Here is a 15,358-nt window from a genome sequence, read left to right as displayed (position 1 = left end):
TCGAACCCTGATCCCTGTATGACGCGTGTGGCCGCAAGGCGGCGCCGCGAAGGCGCCCTTGGAGCGAAGCGGGGCGTCGAGCGGCGCCAACGCCGCGGACACTCCGTCAGACGGGGATCAGAAGTCCATGCCGCCCATGCCGCCCATATCGCCGCCGGGCATGGCAGCGGCCTTCTCGGGCTTGTCGGCCACGACGGCCTCGGTGGTGAGGAACAGCGCGGCGATCGACGCGGCGTTCTGCAGCGCCGAGCGGGTGACCTTGGCCGGGTCGATGATGCCGGTGGCGATCATGTCGACGTACTCGCCGGTGGCGGCGTTGAGGCCGTGGCCCGCCTCCAGGTTGGCGACCTTCTCCGACACGACGCCGCCCTCGAGACCGGCGTTGATCGCGATCTGCTTGAGCGGGGCCGAGGTCGCGACGCGGACGATGTTGGCGCCAGTGGCCTCGTCGCCGGTCAGGTCCAGCTTGTCGAACGCGGTGGCAGCGGCCTGCACGAGCGCCACGCCGCCGCCGGCGACGATGCCCTCCTCGACCGCAGCCTTGGCGTTGCGGACGGCGTCCTCGATGCGGTGCTTGCGCTCCTTGAGCTCGACCTCGGTGGCCGCGCCGACCTTGATGACGGCCACGCCGCCGGCCAGCTTGGCGAGGCGTTCCTGGAGCTTCTCGCGGTCGTAGTCGGAGTCCGACTTCTCGATCTCGGCGCGGATCTGGTTGACCCGGCCCTCGATCTGGCCCTGGTCGCCGGCACCCTCGACGATGGTGGTCTCGTCCTTGGTGATGACGACCTTGCGGGCCTGGCCGAGCAGCTCGAGACCAGCGGACTCGAGCTTGAGGCCGACCTCCTCGGAGATGACCTGGCCGCCGGTGAGGATGGCGATGTCCTGGAGCATGGCCTTGCGACGGTCACCGAAGCCCGGAGCCTTGACGGCGACGGAGCGGAAGGTGCCCTTGATCTTGTTGACGACCAGGGTCGACAGCGCCTCGCCGTCGACGTCCTCGGCGATGATCAGCAGCGGCTTGCCGGACTGCATGACCTTCTCCAGCAGCGGGAGCAGGTCCTTGACCGTCGACACCTTGGAGTTGGCGATGAGGATGTAGGGGTCCTCCAGCACGGCCTCCATGCGCTCGAGGTCGGTGGCGAAGTAGGCCGAGATGTAGCCCTTGTCGAAGCGCATGCCCTCGGTCAGCTCGAGGTCCAGCCCGAAGGTGTTGGACTCCTCGACGGTGATGACGCCTTCCTTGCCGACCTTGTCCATCGCCTCGGCGATGATCTCGCCGACGGTGGTGTCAGCGGCGGAGATCGACGCGGTGGAGGCGATCTGCTCCTTGGTCTCGACGTCCTTCGCCATGGCGAGCAGCTGCTCGGACACGGCGGCGACGGCGGCCTCGATGCCGCGCTTGAGACCCATCGGGTTGGCGCCGGCGGCCACGTTGCGCAGGCCCTCGCGGACCATGGCCTGGGCCAGGACGGTGGCCGTCGTCGTGCCGTCACCGGCGACGTCGTCGGTCTTCTTGGCGACCTCCTTGACCAGCTCGGCGCCGATCTTCTCGTAGGGGTCCTCCAGCTCGATCTCCTTGGCGATCGAGACACCGTCGTTGGTGATCGTGGGGGCGCCCCACTTCTTCTCCAGAACGACGTTGCGGCCCTTGGGGCCGAGGGTGACCTTGACCGCGTCGGCGAGGGTGTTCATACCCCGCTCGAGGCCGCGGCGGGCCTCCTCGTTGAAAGCAATCAGCTTGGCCATATCGCGTGCGATTCCTATCGACGTGAGTCTGTGTGTGCGGCCACCAGCTGGGCTGCCCGCGACGGACGGCCCGCTCCGCCTGCGATCCATTCCCGCCGGCTTCTGCGGACCTCAGCGTCACCTGGGGTCGCTGTCACTCTCATGACGAGAGTGCCAGCATCATGTTTAGCACTCGACCCCCGAGAGTGCAAACGCCGCCCCGGAGGTCCGGGACGGCGTTCGCGACGGGCTGGAGGTGCTACTCGATGAGGCGGACGGGCTCGCCGACGATGCGGGCCGTCCAGGTGGTCGCGTCGTGGACCTCCGCCCCCGGGAAGCTGACAGCCACCCGCCACCAGCACCCTCCCTGGGTGGTCACCTGGCACGTGTAGTTGTTGGGGATCGGGATCCGGACCGTCTGGAGCTTGCCGTTGTTGGTCGTCGAGGTGATGCCGTTGACCTTGCAGTTGCTCAGGTTCCCGGTCGTCGGCCCTGCTGCCACGCAGTTGGCGGCGGAGGTCATCGCGACGCTCCCCAGCTTGGCGTCACCGGGCGGGATGAACTGGACGGAGCCCGAGCTCGAGCCGGAGCTCGTCGCCTCGCCGACGTCGAAGTAGGTCACCACCAGGGTCTTGTTGGCGGCAGCCGGCGCGACCCGCACCAGGTTGAACGTCGTGTTGGCGGAGTCGGCGTTCGCGTAGATCCGCATCTTCTCGAACGGCGCGACCGTGATGGCGCCGGCCGCGGCGCCGGTGACGGCGCGGAGCGCGAAGTTGTTGGTGCCGTTGCCGAGGACGCTGGTGTCGTCACCCTCCTGGTTGACCACGTTCGAGTTGCCGGCCACGGCACCGGTCGAGTCCAGCGTGTAGCTCGCCGGGAGGGCCACGTTGCTCCGCACCTGGAGGTAGTAGTCGCCCGCCTTCGTCGGCGTGAAGGTGCAGAGGTCCACCCACTGGTGGAAGACGCGTGCGACGTCCTGCTTGTAGTCGTTGTTGCTGCCCGAGTTGCGCAGGTTCCGCTCGCGCGGTCCAGCCGTCCAGTCGTAGTGGTTGCCGTTGCCGTTGTTGTGGTTCACGTAGCTCGACGTGTTGCTGTAGCCGGGCCACTGCTTGGTGCACTGCGCCGGGTTCAGGGCGGGCGCCGAGTACGGGTTGAGGTTGTCCACGGGGCTGCGCAGGGCGAAGGAGGTGATCGTCGGCACCTCGCTGCCGAAACGTCGACCGTCGTTGTCGGAGTCGCCCGTGCAGAACGCGTTGTTCTCGTTGTCGTACCGGAGGTTCGCGTCAGTGGTGGCGAGCGGGTACTTGTCGTTGTCCCCCGAGGAGATGTCGCTCGAGGAGTAGTAGTGGTTGCTCGTGATGGCGACCGGCCCGATGGTGCAGTCCGAAGCGGTCTCGACGTAGGCAGGGTCGTAGATCTGAAGACGCACGGACTGGCCGACCCCGGAAGCGGCGACGCGGACGAGGTAGACGAAGCCGCGGGGCTCGAACTCGTTGTTCGCGGCGCCGCCCGCGCGACTGGCGCAGCCGTCCTCGGTGCCGCCGCACTTGCGCGCGTCGTACTGCGACCCCTGGTCCTTCCACGTCTCGGGACCGGCGATCGCGCCCCAGAACTGCGGGTTCGTGCACGTGGCGTAGGTCGGGACCTTGGTCTGCGACGTGGAGGGGCCCTGCTGGGCAGACCCGGCTGGTTCGTTGGCGAACGAGTTGCACGGGCTCCCCATCGGCGCGGGCCCGTTGAAGTCGGCCACCGCGTAGCGCGAGACCGTGGAGTTGGGAACTCCGATGCCCTTGGCGAAGGCGTTGGAGACGGTCGACGACACGGTGACCTTGAGCTGCGTCGGCTTGTCGCCCATGACCACGGAGACACTGCTGGTGCCTGAGTTGGGGAAGCCGTTGTCCTCGGCGATGGCGAGGGCGCGCGCCTTCGCGCTGTCGAAGTCATCCGGCATGTAGGTCACACCCGCGGTCGCGGCGGCGTCGGCAGCGGCCTGGAGACGCTGCAGCTCGACGTAGATCCGGGACATGTCGACCGCGAGCGCGCCGACCGGGAGCGCGATGAACGCGAAGAACATCGCGATGAGGATCGCCACAGCTCCGGCCTCGTCGCGGCGGCGCTTGCTGGGGATGCGGAAGAGCTTCACGTCGTGTCGTCCGATCAGCCGTGGGCGTTGGGGGTGCCGGGCTTGCAGCGGTCCTGCTCGAGCGGCTCGAACTGGAAGACGGTGCGCTCGGTCATGACCTTGTCGCCGCCCATGAGGCCGCCGACGAGACCGGTCATCCACTTGTGGTTGGCGCGCAGCGCCACACCGACGGACTCCCGGTTGTCGTCGTTGAGGCAGGCGTTGACCGTGGTCGAGGTCCACGAGCCGCTGGAGTAGCGGAACTTCTTGAGCCCGGCGTCCCAGACGTACATCACGCACTTGTCGGTGCAGGAGTTCGGGATGCTCGTGAGGGTGCCGGGGTAGCCCGCCTGGTTGGCCGAGTAGATCATCACCCACTGGATGTCCTCGGCGTTCATGGCCGTGCCGGCGGTCTGCATGGTGTCCGCGGCCGCCTGGGCGAGCGCCGGGGCGATGATCGGCGTGCACGGAGGCGGGTTCGAGCTCGCCTCGCAGGTGCCGGGACCGGCGTCCGCGGAGGCGGCGGCCGAGCGTGCACCGGCGCGCACGCTGCTGCTCATGGACACGTAGTCCTTCATGAACAGGCCGAGCTCGACGATGCCGAGCATGAAGATCAGCAGGACGGGGACGAGGAGGGCGAACTCCACCGCTGCCGCACCGCGTTCGCCTCGACGACGACGACGCCACGTGAGCATCTGGATTCCCCCTCCAACAGTGGCGCCGCCCGATACGGCTGCCTCCTGGACCCCTCGACCCCATGCCGAGGACCCGTCTTGCTGCACCCCCCAGTGCAGCCAGATCAGCCGCAAAAGTATCGGCTGGCGAGACTGGCCCTCTCCCGATCTGGGTAACTTTGCCGTCCAGCCGCGGGAAATGATCACGACGCACTAGACACGTAGTCCGAAATGACTACGCGGGCAAGCGCCTCGCCACGAGATCGGCGAACGGCGCCGCATTGATCGCCGAGACCTCGAGGTAGAGGCCGGGCTCGATGAGCTCGAGCTCGCTCACCACCCAGGCGCCGTCCCACTGCAGCAGGTCGACGCGCAGGTAGTCGAGGGGGCGCCCGAAGCGATCGGCCATGGCGTCGGCGGCCCGCAGCGCGAGGTCGGCCAGCTCGCCGGGTGCCACCTCGCGCACCTGGCCGCCGAACTCCTCGTGCACGCGCACGTCGCCCGCACCCGGCAGCTTGTCGAAGCGCGCGGTGACCTCGCCGCCGAGGACGTAGACCGACACCTCGCCGACCGTGCGGATCGACTCGACGAGCGGCTGGACGACCCACGGGCCGCCGACCTCGGGGTAGTCGGGCGTGCTGCGGATCGGCGTACCGAGGCGCGGGTCGGCGGGGTCGTCGACGACGAGAAGGCCGGCGCCGCCCGCGCTGATGCGCGGCTTGACCACGGCCTGACCGAAGTGGCGTACGGCGTCGGCGAGCCCGGCGCGGTCATCGGCGAGGAGCGTCGGGACGGCCGGCAGGTCACCGAGGTCGGCGAGGTAGCGCTTGTCGTGGTTCCACGCGAAGACGTCGGCGCCGTTGAGCAGGCGCGACTGGTCGAGCGACGCGGTCCAGGCGAGGAACTCCTCCTGCCGCGTGAAGTAGTCCCACGGCGAGCGGAGGGCGACGAGGTCGGCCGCGTCCCAGTCCACGGACGGATCGTCCCAGCGCACCCACGCGAAGTCGATCCCGCGGTCGCGCAGAGCCGCGTCGAGCAGCGGCGCACCGGGCTCGCCGTCCGGGTAGCCGGCGCTCGTGGCGAGCAGCACCGTCACCCGGACACCTCGGGGCCGGTCACCTCGGACGTGCCGTGGAACTGGTGCGCGGAGTGGTCGCGGTTGGTGCCCTCGCGGTTGTCACCCTTCTCGATGATCACGAGGTTGTGGTAGCAGTGCACCGCCCGGACCCACTGGTCGGTGTAGGTCGCCTCGTAGCCCTCGACGAGGAACTCCTCGTGGTTGAGACCGTCGACCAGGTCCTTCACGAGGTCCATCGACGTGCCGGGGGCGCGCGGGTCGAGCTGGCCGCCCCACGCCGGCCAGTAGGAGGTCTGGGTGTCCTCGATGCAGTAGATCGCGCCGTCGGGCAGCAGCGGGAAGAGGATCCGGAACGACTCACGGACGTGGGCGGGGATGTGACTGCCGTCGTCGATCACGACCAGCGGGGCACCCTGCTCCTCGATGATCCGGTGGAGGATCTTCGGGTCCGTCTGGTCGCCGAGGTAGGTGTGGATGTGACCGCGCGTCAGCCAGGTCTTGTCCTCGATGTCGAGGCCGACGATCCGCGCCTTGGGGAAGAACCAGCGCCACATCTTCATCGAGGCGCCGCTCTTGCGGCGCTTCTGGTAGCCACCGATGCCGAGCTCGAGCAGCGTGAAGGACTCCTTGCGGAGGTGCTCGAGGTGCCGCTCGTAGTGGGGGGTGTACTTGTGCACGCCCCACTTGTCGGTGCGGAACTCGATCGCGAGCTCGGTGAGGTTGCTGGCCAGGAGCCGCCGCCGGCGCTCGGCCTTCGGGTCGACGGCCACCGGTGCGGGTTCGGCGGGAGGCTGCTTGAGGCCGGCCTTGAGGGCCGCCTTCTTGACGACCTGGCCGGCTCGTCGAGCAGTGGTACGCACCCGCAGACCCTAGCCTGACCCGCCGACCCCGGGCGCGTGGTGCCCGAACGGTACGGCCTCCACCACGCCCAGCGCGGCCAGCACCGAGGGCAGCATCGCCTTCGCCGTGCGCTTGTAGCCGTGCGCACTCGGGTGGAAGCGGTCGAGGCTGAACATCTCCTCGGGGTTGGTGATGAAGAACGGACCGACCACGTGCGCGAGCGAGACGACGCGCGCACCACGCTGGAGGGCGGTGCTGCGCTGGGCGGCGGCGAGCTGCCGTGAGGCCCGGGAGCCCAGCGCGCGCAGGGGCTGCGGCACCGGTCGCAGCGCCCCGAGGTCGGGACAGGTCCCGACGACGACCTCCGCCCCGCGGCCCCGCAGCTCGTCGATCGCGTCGGCGAGGTGGCGCACGGACTCCGAGACCGGCACGCGGTGCGTCACGTCGTTGCCTCCGACGACGATGACGGCGACATGGGGACGGTACGACGCCGGCAACGAGGCGAGCTGTCCGGCGAGCATGCTGCTCTCCGAGCCGACGACCGCGGCCGTCCGCAGCCGGACCGAGCGGCCGGCCTCCCGGGCGATGCCACGCGCCAGCCGGCCACCGAGGGTGTGCTTGGGCTTCTCGGCACCGAGGCCGGCAGCGACCGAGTCGCCGAGCACCAGCAGGTCCACCGGCTCGCCGTACTTCTTCTTGTAGTGGCGGTCGGCCGACGGCGCCTGCTCGCCGAGGGGCTTGCCGATCGCGCGTCGGGCCTGCGCGGCCTGGCGCTGCAACAGCTCCCGGGCGCCGTACGCCGTCCCACCGGCGAGGCCGCTCACGACGGCCAGTGCCACGCCGGCGCGGGTCAGGTGCTTGCTGGACACGCGTCCCTTGAACCACACCGACATGAACGGTCCGGCACGCCCGGGCATCGCGTGCCCCAACGGAGCGGCAGAGTTGGGTCGTCGTACTCATGTGCCCTGCCGGTCATGCGCACAGGCTGGGGCCATGACCGACACATCGACGCTCACCATCCGTCCGGTCCCACCGCGCCAGCTCTCCTGGCTGCGCACGGAGGTCTCCGACTGGACCTCCCAGGGACTCATCACCCCGGAGCAGGCGGACGCGATCCGCACCCGCTACCGCTCCGACCACCACGCGCGATCGAGCATCGGCCGCGTCCTGCTCCTCCTCGGCGGCGGCTTCGTCGGTGTCGGGCTCATCTGGCTGGTCGCCGCCAACCTCGACCAGCTCTCCCCCGTCGCCCGCTTCGGCGTGGTCGGCGGCCTCTGGCTCCTCTTCCTCGTCGGCGGCGAGGCGCTCGCCGCCCGCCGCGCATCGGCTCCGCTCGTCGGCGGCATCCGGCTGCTCGCCGCCCTCGGCACCGGCGCCGTGATCTTCCAGGCCGCCCAGTCGCTCCAGGTGCCGGCGTTCGAGCCGCGCCTCGTCGGCCTCTGGGCAGCCGGCACCCTGCTCCACGGCTACCTCGCCCGGGCCTACCTGCCCTTCGTGGTCGGCATCGCGACCGGCCTCTACTGGTGGTTCGTCCAGCCGATGTGGGACGCCCAGAGCGGGCTCACGGTCGTGGTGCTCCTCGGTGCCGCCGCCGTGCTGGCGGCCGGCCTCGCGGTCGTGCACGACGGGCGGCTGGACTCCTTCGCGTGGACCTGGCGCACGCTCGCCGGCGGCATGGCCCTGCTGGCGCTCTTCGTGGCCGCGGTGCCCGAGATCGGCGGCGGCGCTGTCGAGTGGTCCCCCTGGCTGGTCGTCGTGCTGGCGGCCGCAGGTGTCGCCGCCGCAGGGTCCGTGCTCGTCCGACCCGGGCTCCGCGCGCTCGAGCCCGCCGGCGCGATCGTCGTGCTCGGCGCCGCCACCCTGCTGGCGATGTGGAGCACCGGCACCGACTCCACCGACGTCGACGCCGCTGACTGGCTGCGCGCCGCCGTCTCGGTCGGCGCCTACGTCGCCCTCGCCGTCGCGCTGGTCGCCCTCGGCACGGTGCGCGAGCACCCGCCGCTCTCGTGGATGGCGATGGTCGGTCTGGTCGTCTTCACGACCTTCCAGAGCTTCGCGGTCTTCGCCCCGATCGTGACCGGCGCGTGGTTGTTCGTCGTGCTCGGCACCGTCTTCCTCGGCACCGGCTTCCTCGTGGACCGCGCCCGACGCGAGCTCGCCCAGGCCCTCGACACCACCACCGACGACACCGACGGAGCAGCCCGATGAACCGGATCCTCACCACGTGCGTGGTCGCCGCAAGCCAGCTGGTCATGGTCGGACTCGCGGTCGCGCCGCAGCTGTCCGCCCGCACGACCGGCGACACCTACCTGCTGCGGGCGGCGCCCGTCGACCCGATCGACCCGTTCCGTGGCGCCTACGTCGCGCTCGACTACCCCGGTCTGCGCGACGACGACAACCCCGTCCTCGACGACGGTCGCAACGGCGACCTCTACGTCACGCTCGTCCGGGACGGCGACGTCTGGAGGGCGGGCAGGTGGAGCCGCGAGCGACCGGACGACGCGCCTTACCTCGCCTGCGACGACCGGACGTGGCAGGTCCGCTGCGGGATCGAGAGCTGGTTCCTCCCGCAGGACGACGCGAAGCAGGCCGAGCAGCTCCTCCGCGACGGTGCCGTCGCGGAGGTCAGGATCGACGGCCGCGGCCACGCCGCCGTGGTCGACGTACGCGCCCCGTGACGCGGACGCGTCAGAGGCGGCTGAGCGACACCGTGTAGTAGAGCTCGTCGTCCGCGGCGCCCGCGATCCGGTCCACCGTGATCGAGGTCGGGACGCCGCGGCGCGTGTAGTCGACGTCGACCGCGTCGGCCGTGCCCTGGGCCTCGCGGATCCGGGTGAACATCTCGTCCATCGAGTAGCCCAGGACCGGACCGACGTCGCGCCGGCCCTTGGTCACCCGGACGATCTCGTCGTCGCGGACGACGGTGCGCACCGCGGGCGCCGGACGGCAGTAGCAGCTGGTCCGGACGGTGATGACGTAGTCGTCGACGTCCCTGGCCTGCCACCGCTGCCAGGCGCGGTCGAGTGCGGGGTCGTCGTTCGCGCCCGGGACGAACGGCTGCACCGGCTGCGGGTCCGTGACGGCGTACGCCGGTGCGGCGCCCGCGCCGACGACGGCAGCGAGCAGGACGACGAGGGACGTGCGCTTCATCGAGGTCATGTCCCTCCGACGCGCCGACGTCCGGGTCTGGTTCCGCTCAGCCGCCGGCGACGGCCGGGATCACCGAGATCTGCACGCCGTCCGGGGTCGGCGTGGCGAGGTCCTCGAGGAAGCGGACGTCGTCGTTGCCGACGTAGACGTTGACGAAGCGACGCAGCGCGCCGGAGTCGTCGAGGATCCGGGCCTTGATGCCCGAGTAGCTCGCGTCGAGGTCGTCGAGGACCGCGGCCAGGGTCTCGCCCTCGGCGCTGACCTCGGACTCGCCGCCGGTGTAGGTGCGGAGGATGGTGGGGATCCGGACGGACACGCTCATGTGCTGGTCTCTCCTCAGAGGATGTTGGCGGCGACGAAGGCGTCGTAGGACGGGGCGATGGTGGCGGCCGCACCGACCCGGTCGGAGATCGCGTCGAGGGTCTTGAGGCCGTGGCCGGTGTTGATGACGACGGTCTCGAGCGAGGTGTCGAGCTGGCCGGACTCGACGAGCTTCTTCAGCACGCCGACGGTCGTGCCGCCGGCGGTCTCGGTGAAGATGCCCTCGGTGCGGGCGAGCAGCACGATCGCGTCGCGCACCTCGTCGTCGGTGACGTCCTCGACCGCACCCCCGGTGCGGCGGCAGACGTCGAGGACGTAGACGCCGTCGGCGGGGTTGCCGATGGCCAGGCTCTTGGCGATCGTGTCGGGCTTCACCGGCCGGATCGCGTCGGTGCCGGCCTTGTAGGCGACCGAGACCGGCGAGCAGCCGGCGGCCTGCGCTCCGTAGACCTTGTAGGACCTGTCCTCGACGAGGCCGAGCTTGATGAGCTCCTGGAAGGCCTTGTCGACCTTGGTGAGCTGCGAGCCCGAGGCGACCGGGATGACGATCTGGTCGGGCAGCCGCCAGCCGAGCTGCTCGGCGATCTCGTAGCCCAGGGTCTTGGAGCCCTCGGCGTAGAAGGGGCGCACGTTGACGTTGACGAACGCCCAGCCCTCCTCCTCGCCGGCGATCTCGGACGCGAGCTTGTTGACGTCGTCGTAGTTGCCGTCGACGGCGACGAGCTTCTCGGTGAAGACCGCCGAGTTGACCTTCTTCGGCGTCTCGAGGTTGCTCGGGATGAAGACCACGGTCGGGATCCCGGCGCGGGCGCCGGCCGCGGCGACCGCGTTGGCGAGGTTGCCCGTCGAGGGGCACGCGAAGACCTTCGCGTCGAGCTCGCGGGCCGCGCTCAGGGCGCAGGCGACGACGCGGTCCTTGAAGGAGTTGGTCGGGTTGGTGGAGTCGTCCTTGACCCAGAGCCTGTCGATGCCGAGCTCGCGGGCGAGGTTCTTCGCCTCCAGCAGCCGGGTGAAGCCCGGCTCGGTGTTCGGGCTCTGCTCGATGTCGGTCGGGACCGGCAGCAGCGCCTTGTAGCGCCAGATGTTGCGGGGCCCGGCGGCGATCTCCTCGCGGGTCACGGCCGGGAAGTCGTAGGCCACCTCCAGTGGCCCGAAACACTCGGGACACGCGTAGGACGGGCCGAGCTCGACCTCGTGGCCGCACTCGCGGCAGGCGAGCGCACGGGCGTTGCCGAAGGCGCCGTCGCGCAGCCCCTTCTTCGCCGAGGCGGGGGTGGTGTCGTCCAGCAGGGTGCTCATGAAGTCCTCCTTCTCATCTGTCCCCGCGACTTTCGCGTGGGCCGGATTTGGCACCTGCTCCCATGACTGCCGGAGGTCTCCGGACAGGAGGCTCATGGGTGGTTGCCGGGACTTCAACGGGCCGTTCCCTCAGTCCCTCGTGATGAGCAGGACCAGAGTAGGCAGGCTGTCTCACGATGCGCACATCGGGTCCACGATGTGGTCGCACCGTCCGGCCACGGGACTTCTGCCCGCGACCTACGGGTGTTGTACGGTCCTCCGGATCCGTTGCCCAGCGGCCCGGCCGGCTCGAACGACTGGAAGACCCGATGACCGACGCACCGTCCTCCGCCCGCAGGCGGATCGCGTACCTGCTCCCCGTCTACAACGAGGAGTCGGGTGTCCCGGCCTTCCACGCGGCACTCGTCGCGGCCACCGACACGCTCGCGGACCGCTACGACGTCCAGTTCATCTACGTCGACGACGGCTCGCGCGACCGGTCCTTCGACGTCCTCATGCGGCTCCACGAGCAGGACGAGCGGGTCGTGGTCATCCGGCTCTCGCGCAACTTCGGCCACCAGAAGGCCGTCACCGCCGCGCTCGACGCCTGCCACGCGGACGCCGCGATCATCATGGACACCGACCTGCAGGACCCGCCCGCGGTGAGCCTCGAGCTGATCGAGCGCTGGGAGGCCGGGGCCGACGTGGTCTACGCGCAGCGGCGTACCCGTGACGACTCGTGGTTCAAGCGCACCACGGCCCACGCCTTCTACCGGGTGCTGTCGCGCGCCGCGTCGATCGACATCCCGCGCGACACCGGCGACTTCCGCCTGCTCGACCGCACGGTGGTCGCCGAGCTCGGGAAGTACCGCGAGCACAACCGCTTCCTGCGCGGCATGGTCAGCCACGTCGGCTTCCGCCAGGAGGCCGTCGCCTTCGACCGCGACCGCCGCCACAGCGGCACCACGGGCTACCCGCTCTCGAAGATGCTGAGCCTGGCCGGCGACGGGATCTTCGGCTTCTCCACGGCGCCGCTCCGCCTGATCAGCCGCGTCGGCCTGCTCTTCTCGCTGCTGAGCGTCGTCGGGATCGTGTACGCCGTCGTGGTGCGGCTGGCGACCCCGGAGAACGCCGTGCCCGGCTGGGCGTTCCTCGCGATCACGCTCTTCCTCATCGGCGGCGTCCAGATCTCGATGCTCGGCATCCTCGGCAGCTATCTCGGCCGGGTCTACATCGAGGTCCAGGACCGGCCGCTCTACAGCGTCTCCCGGGTGGTCGGCGACCCGTGGTGAGGTCGACCGCGAGCCGGTTCGCGCTCGTCGGCGTCGTCAACACCGCGATCGACGTCGGCCTCTTCGCCGTGCTGACCGCCGCCGGTGCCGGTGTCGTGGCGGCCAACCTGGCCTCGACCTCGGCGGGGATGGCCTTCAGCTTCGTCGCGAACCGCGCCTTCTCGTTCCGCTCGACCGCGTCGCTGCGCTCGACGCTGGTGCCGTTCCTGGCCGTCACCCTCGTGTGCCTGTGGGTCATCCACCCCCTGGTGATCCTCGCCGTCGGCCACCTGCTCGGGGGCCTCGGTGTCGCCGACACCCCCGCGGCCCTCGCCGGCAAGGTCGCCGCCGTCGGTGTCGGGCTGCTGTGGAACTACGGGTGGTACGACCGCGTCGTCTTCGCCGACAGGTCCACGGCCGGGACGACCGACGAGGCGACCGACGAGGAGTCCGTGCGATGAGGCTGCTCTCCCGAGCCGGTGCGGTCGTGCTGGCGGCGGCGCTGCTGGTCGTCGTGGTCCACACGGTCGTCTCGCCCCTCTACGGCGCCTACCGCTGGAGCACCGCACCGAGCCTGGTCGTGGCGGCCGTGCTCGTCGTCGCCCTGCTGCCGGCGACGCTCGCCCTGGCCCGGTGTGCCGGCTGGCTCGAGGGCCACCCGTGGCCACGGCGCACGCTCGTCGCCCTGGCGCTGGCCGGCATCTTCTACGCACAGGTCCAGATCGGCTGGGCCATCCGGCTCCCGCCCGGGTGGGACGCGAGCCAGGTCGCCGGCATCGCCGAGCGGATGGCGCTCGGCCTGCCCGACGACCCGGGCCAGGTGTCCTACATCAGCACCTACCCGAACAACGCCCTCGTCGTCGCGGTCCTGCACCTGTGGGACGCCTTCACGATCAGCCGGGGCAACCCCGACCTGTGGGCCGCCGCCGTGGTGCTGGTCGCCGGTGCGATGACGAGCGCGGTCGCGCTGGCCTACCTCGCCGCACGGCGCATGGGCGGACCCGTGGCGGCCTACCTCCTGCTCGCCTTCTCCGTCGTGTTCGTCGCGCTGTCGCCCTGGGTGCCGGTCGCCTACTCCGACACGCTGACGATGCCCTTCCCCGCGGCCGTGCTCTACCTCTTCAGCCTCGAGCGCTCCCGGCGACGTACGACGACCCGCGTGGCGCTGTGGGCGGCGATGGCCGTCGTGACGATGGTCGGCTACGCCCTCAAGCCGACGGCCGTCTTCGCGCTGGCCGCGGCCGCCCTCGTCGCCCTCGTCGTCGCGGTCCCGACCCTGCGCCGGTCGTGGCGGGGGGTCGCCGCGTGCGCGGCCGGGGTGGTCGCAGGCGTGGTCGTCGGCACGCTGCTCGTCGGCGAGCTCGTCTCCTCGTGGGGCATGGCGACGACCGACGAGGCCGCCCCGCAGCGGCTCGGCGTCACGCACTTCCTGAAGATGGGCGCGCAGCAGCCGCCGGGCGCCTACAACGACTACTTCGGCTCCTACGCCGAGGCCGACGTCCTCGAGACCCGGGCCCTGCCGCTGGAGGGCCGGACGAGGGCCAACCTCGACCGCTACCTCGATCGCGTGGCGGACATGGGACCGGTCGGCTACGCCCGCTTCCTCGAGCGCAAGCTCACCTGGACGTTCGGCGACGGCTCGTTCTTCGCGTGGGGCGAGGGCGGCATGTCGGTCGACCCGACCCCGTTCCTCGTCACCGACCCCCGCAGCATCAGCATCCAGCGGTGGATGGGACTGCACGGCGACCGCTACGCCACGACGTTCTCGCTGTGGCAGGGCACGTGGCTGGTCGTGCTGCTGCTCGTCGCCGCGGGGGCGCTGCACCGCGGCCGCGGGCTCGGGTCGGCGGCGACCATGGCCCGGCTCAGCCTGCTGATGCTGGTGGCCTTCCTGCTCCTCTTCGAGGCGCGTGCCCGCTACGTCTACCTCTACCTGCCCTACTTCCTGGTGCTCGCCTCGCTGAGCGCGGCGCTCCTCACGCCGGTGGTGGCCGCGCGGGTCAGGCGCGGACGAGCCGGCTGAGCAGGTCCACGACTCCGGCGGGCCCGTCGACCACGACGTCAGCGAGCTCGACGAGGTCGGGGCGCTCGTGCGAGGCGGAGCAGACGACCAGCCCGGGCAGGCCGTCGGCGCGCAGCGCCCGCACGGCCTCGAACGCCTCGACGTCCCCCAGGTCGTCACCGCCGAAGACGACGCCGGTGGCCTCCTGCTCCGCGACGAACGCGCGCACGGCCTGGCCCTTGTGCATCTCGCCGGAGCGCACCTCGATGACGTTGCGGCCGGGCTCGACCGAGAGGTGGTGGCGCTCAGCCAGGACCGTCAGGGGCTTGACCAGCCGCTCGAACGCGGCGGCAGGGTCGTCCATCCGGCGCGTGTGCACCGCGACGGCGAGCCCCTTCTCCTCGATGAAGGCGTCGGCCGCACCTGCGGTGCGGAGCACGGACGGGAGCTCGCGCTCGAACGTCGCCAGGCCGGCCGGCGGACGGGGCGACCGGATGCGCTGGTCGGTCGCCGACCAGCGCTCGTTGCCGTAGTGGCCGAAGACGAACAGCTCGGCACCGCGGTCGAGCATCGCGTTGCCGAGGGCGTCGAGGTCGCCCATCGCGATCGCCTGGCGCGCGGGACGACCGGTGATCACCGCGACGGCCCGCACCGCCTCGGCGAGCTCGAGCAGCGCACCGGGTGCGCCGGGGTGCAGGCGCGCCGACTCCGGGTCGTCGACCACGGGCGACAGCGTGCCGTCGAAGTCGAGTCCGACGACGACGCCGGCGAGGACGTCGCGGACGGCGTCGTAGTGGGCGCGCGCATCGTCGGAGGTGAACTCCATGCCCCCACCCAACCACGCGCGCCGGACGTGCGGCCAACCGACCGCTGGCCGCCCGGTGGCCGCGTGGCGAC

General features: G+C 70.9%; 15 protein-coding genes and 1 riboswitch. Of the genes, 5 read left to right on the top strand and 10 right to left on the bottom strand.

The window, feature by feature from the left end; all coding sequences use genetic code 11:
- Positions 1–117: 117 nt before the first annotated feature.
- The 6 genes from groL to BLV76_RS11235 form a co-directional block, all read right to left on the bottom strand.
- The gene (groL, locus tag BLV76_RS11260) at positions 118–1,746 is read right to left on the bottom strand and encodes a chaperonin GroEL (RefSeq protein WP_090969208.1); all 1,629 of its coding nucleotides are present in this window, start codon (positions 1,744–1,746) and stop codon (positions 118–120) included.
- Positions 1,747–1,984: 238 nt separating this feature from the next.
- Positions 1,985–3,868: a pilus assembly protein TadG-related protein gene (locus BLV76_RS11255; protein ID WP_090969207.1), complete on the bottom strand. Its 1,884-nt coding sequence runs from the start codon at positions 3,866–3,868 to the stop codon at positions 1,985–1,987.
- Between the two features lie 14 nt (positions 3,869–3,882).
- Positions 3,883–4,494 (bottom strand): TadE family protein, encoded by a 612-nt coding sequence (locus BLV76_RS22840; protein ID WP_217630323.1) that lies wholly within the window; start codon positions 4,492–4,494, stop codon positions 3,883–3,885.
- Positions 4,495–4,756: 262 nt separating this feature from the next.
- Positions 4,757–5,617, bottom strand: coding sequence for an ATP-grasp domain-containing protein (locus BLV76_RS11245; RefSeq protein WP_090969205.1), 861 nt, complete (start codon positions 5,615–5,617; stop codon positions 4,757–4,759).
- Positions 5,614–6,459, bottom strand: a complete 846-nt coding sequence (locus BLV76_RS11240; RefSeq protein WP_090969204.1) for a hypothetical protein — start codon at positions 6,457–6,459, stop codon at positions 5,614–5,616. Before BLV76_RS11240 ends, BLV76_RS11245 begins: the two co-directional genes overlap by 4 nt.
- A 9-nt stretch (positions 6,460–6,468) precedes the next feature.
- Complete coding sequence (locus BLV76_RS11235) at positions 6,469–7,356, bottom strand: SGNH/GDSL hydrolase family protein (RefSeq protein ID WP_245734635.1); 888 nt, start codon at positions 7,354–7,356, stop codon at positions 6,469–6,471.
- A gap of 76 nt (positions 7,357–7,432) precedes the next feature.
- On the opposite strand from BLV76_RS11235, the gene BLV76_RS11230 reads away from it, so the two are divergent.
- Positions 7,433–8,647 (top strand): DUF2157 domain-containing protein, encoded by a 1,215-nt coding sequence (locus BLV76_RS11230; protein ID WP_175539642.1) that lies wholly within the window; start codon positions 7,433–7,435, stop codon positions 8,645–8,647.
- Positions 8,644–9,117: a GDYXXLXY domain-containing protein gene (locus tag BLV76_RS11225; RefSeq protein WP_090969201.1), complete on the top strand. Its 474-nt coding sequence runs from the start codon at positions 8,644–8,646 to the stop codon at positions 9,115–9,117. The genes BLV76_RS11230 and BLV76_RS11225 overlap by 4 nt, the downstream gene beginning before the upstream one ends.
- Positions 9,118–9,127: 10 nt before the next feature.
- Here BLV76_RS11225 and BLV76_RS11220 read toward each other — a convergent pair whose 3' ends face one another.
- Genes BLV76_RS11220 through thrC form a run of 3 tightly spaced genes read right to left on the bottom strand, consistent with a single transcriptional unit; the run spans position 9,128 to position 11,209 of the window.
- Positions 9,128–9,589 carry a DUF6174 domain-containing protein gene (locus BLV76_RS11220; RefSeq protein ID WP_139306550.1) on the bottom strand — a complete coding sequence of 154 codons (462 nt, stop codon included), beginning with the start codon at positions 9,587–9,589 and terminating at the stop codon, positions 9,128–9,130.
- Positions 9,590–9,635: 46 nt separating this feature from the next.
- Positions 9,636–9,911 (bottom strand): MoaD/ThiS family protein, encoded by a 276-nt coding sequence (locus tag BLV76_RS11215; RefSeq protein WP_090969199.1) that lies wholly within the window; start codon positions 9,909–9,911, stop codon positions 9,636–9,638.
- 14 nt (positions 9,912–9,925) lie between these two features.
- On the bottom strand, positions 9,926–11,209 hold the full coding sequence (gene thrC, locus BLV76_RS11210) for a threonine synthase (protein WP_090969198.1): 1,284 nt from the start codon (positions 11,207–11,209) through the stop codon (positions 9,926–9,928).
- Between the two features lie 10 nt (positions 11,210–11,219).
- A riboswitch (SAM riboswitch) is annotated at positions 11,220–11,358 on the bottom strand.
- Positions 11,359–11,517: 159 nt separating this feature from the next.
- Between thrC and BLV76_RS11205 the strand changes: the two genes are divergently transcribed.
- The 3 genes from BLV76_RS11205 to BLV76_RS11195 are packed head-to-tail and all read left to right on the top strand — an operon-like array spanning position 11,518 to position 14,482.
- Positions 11,518–12,480, top strand: coding sequence for a glycosyltransferase family 2 protein (locus BLV76_RS11205; protein WP_090969197.1), 963 nt, complete (start codon positions 11,518–11,520; stop codon positions 12,478–12,480).
- The gene (locus BLV76_RS11200; RefSeq protein ID WP_175539641.1) at positions 12,477–12,920 is read left to right on the top strand and encodes a GtrA family protein; all 444 of its coding nucleotides are present in this window, start codon (positions 12,477–12,479) and stop codon (positions 12,918–12,920) included. The genes BLV76_RS11205 and BLV76_RS11200 overlap by 4 nt, the downstream gene beginning before the upstream one ends.
- Positions 12,917–14,482, top strand: coding sequence for a glycosyltransferase family protein (locus BLV76_RS11195; protein WP_090969195.1), 1,566 nt, complete (start codon positions 12,917–12,919; stop codon positions 14,480–14,482). The genes BLV76_RS11200 and BLV76_RS11195 overlap by 4 nt, the downstream gene beginning before the upstream one ends.
- On the opposite strand, the gene otsB is transcribed toward BLV76_RS11195, so the two are convergent.
- Entirely contained in the window at positions 14,460–15,287 is an 828-nt protein-coding gene (gene otsB / locus BLV76_RS11190; RefSeq protein ID WP_090969194.1) for a trehalose-phosphatase, read from the bottom strand. The two genes, BLV76_RS11195 and otsB, sit on opposite strands and share 23 nt — an antisense overlap.
- Between the last annotated feature and the right edge of the window lie 71 nt (positions 15,288–15,358).

The sequence above is a fragment of the Nocardioides exalbidus genome, from assembly GCF_900105585.1.
GTDB lineage: Bacteria > Actinomycetota > Actinomycetes > Propionibacteriales > Nocardioidaceae > Nocardioides > Nocardioides exalbidus.
This window is presented reverse-complemented; position numbering and strand designations above follow the sequence as displayed.

What these genes read in the sequence shown, in the direction of transcription:
- groL (WP_090969208.1), bottom strand. Translation starts at nt 1,746, where the DNA reads ATGGCCAAGCTGATTGCTTTCAACGAGGAGGCCCGCCGCGGCCTCGAG.
- BLV76_RS11235 (WP_245734635.1), bottom strand. Translation starts at nt 7,356, where the DNA reads ATGCCCGGGCGTGCCGGACCGTTCATGTCGGTGTGGTTCAAGGGACGC.
- BLV76_RS11230 (WP_175539642.1), top strand. Translation starts at nt 7,433, where the DNA reads ATGACCGACACATCGACGCTCACCATCCGTCCGGTCCCACCGCGCCAG.
- BLV76_RS11225 (WP_090969201.1), top strand. Translation starts at nt 8,644, where the DNA reads ATGAACCGGATCCTCACCACGTGCGTGGTCGCCGCAAGCCAGCTGGTC.
- BLV76_RS11220 (WP_139306550.1), bottom strand. Translation starts at nt 9,589, where the DNA reads ATGAAGCGCACGTCCCTCGTCGTCCTGCTCGCTGCCGTCGTCGGCGCG.
- BLV76_RS11215 (WP_090969199.1), bottom strand. Translation starts at nt 9,911, where the DNA reads ATGAGCGTGTCCGTCCGGATCCCCACCATCCTCCGCACCTACACCGGC.
- thrC (WP_090969198.1), bottom strand. Translation starts at nt 11,209, where the DNA reads ATGAGCACCCTGCTGGACGACACCACCCCCGCCTCGGCGAAGAAGGGG.
- BLV76_RS11205 (WP_090969197.1), top strand. Translation starts at nt 11,518, where the DNA reads ATGACCGACGCACCGTCCTCCGCCCGCAGGCGGATCGCGTACCTGCTC.
- BLV76_RS11195 (WP_090969195.1), top strand. Translation starts at nt 12,917, where the DNA reads ATGAGGCTGCTCTCCCGAGCCGGTGCGGTCGTGCTGGCGGCGGCGCTG.
- otsB (WP_090969194.1), bottom strand. Translation starts at nt 15,287, where the DNA reads ATGGAGTTCACCTCCGACGATGCGCGCGCCCACTACGACGCCGTCCGC.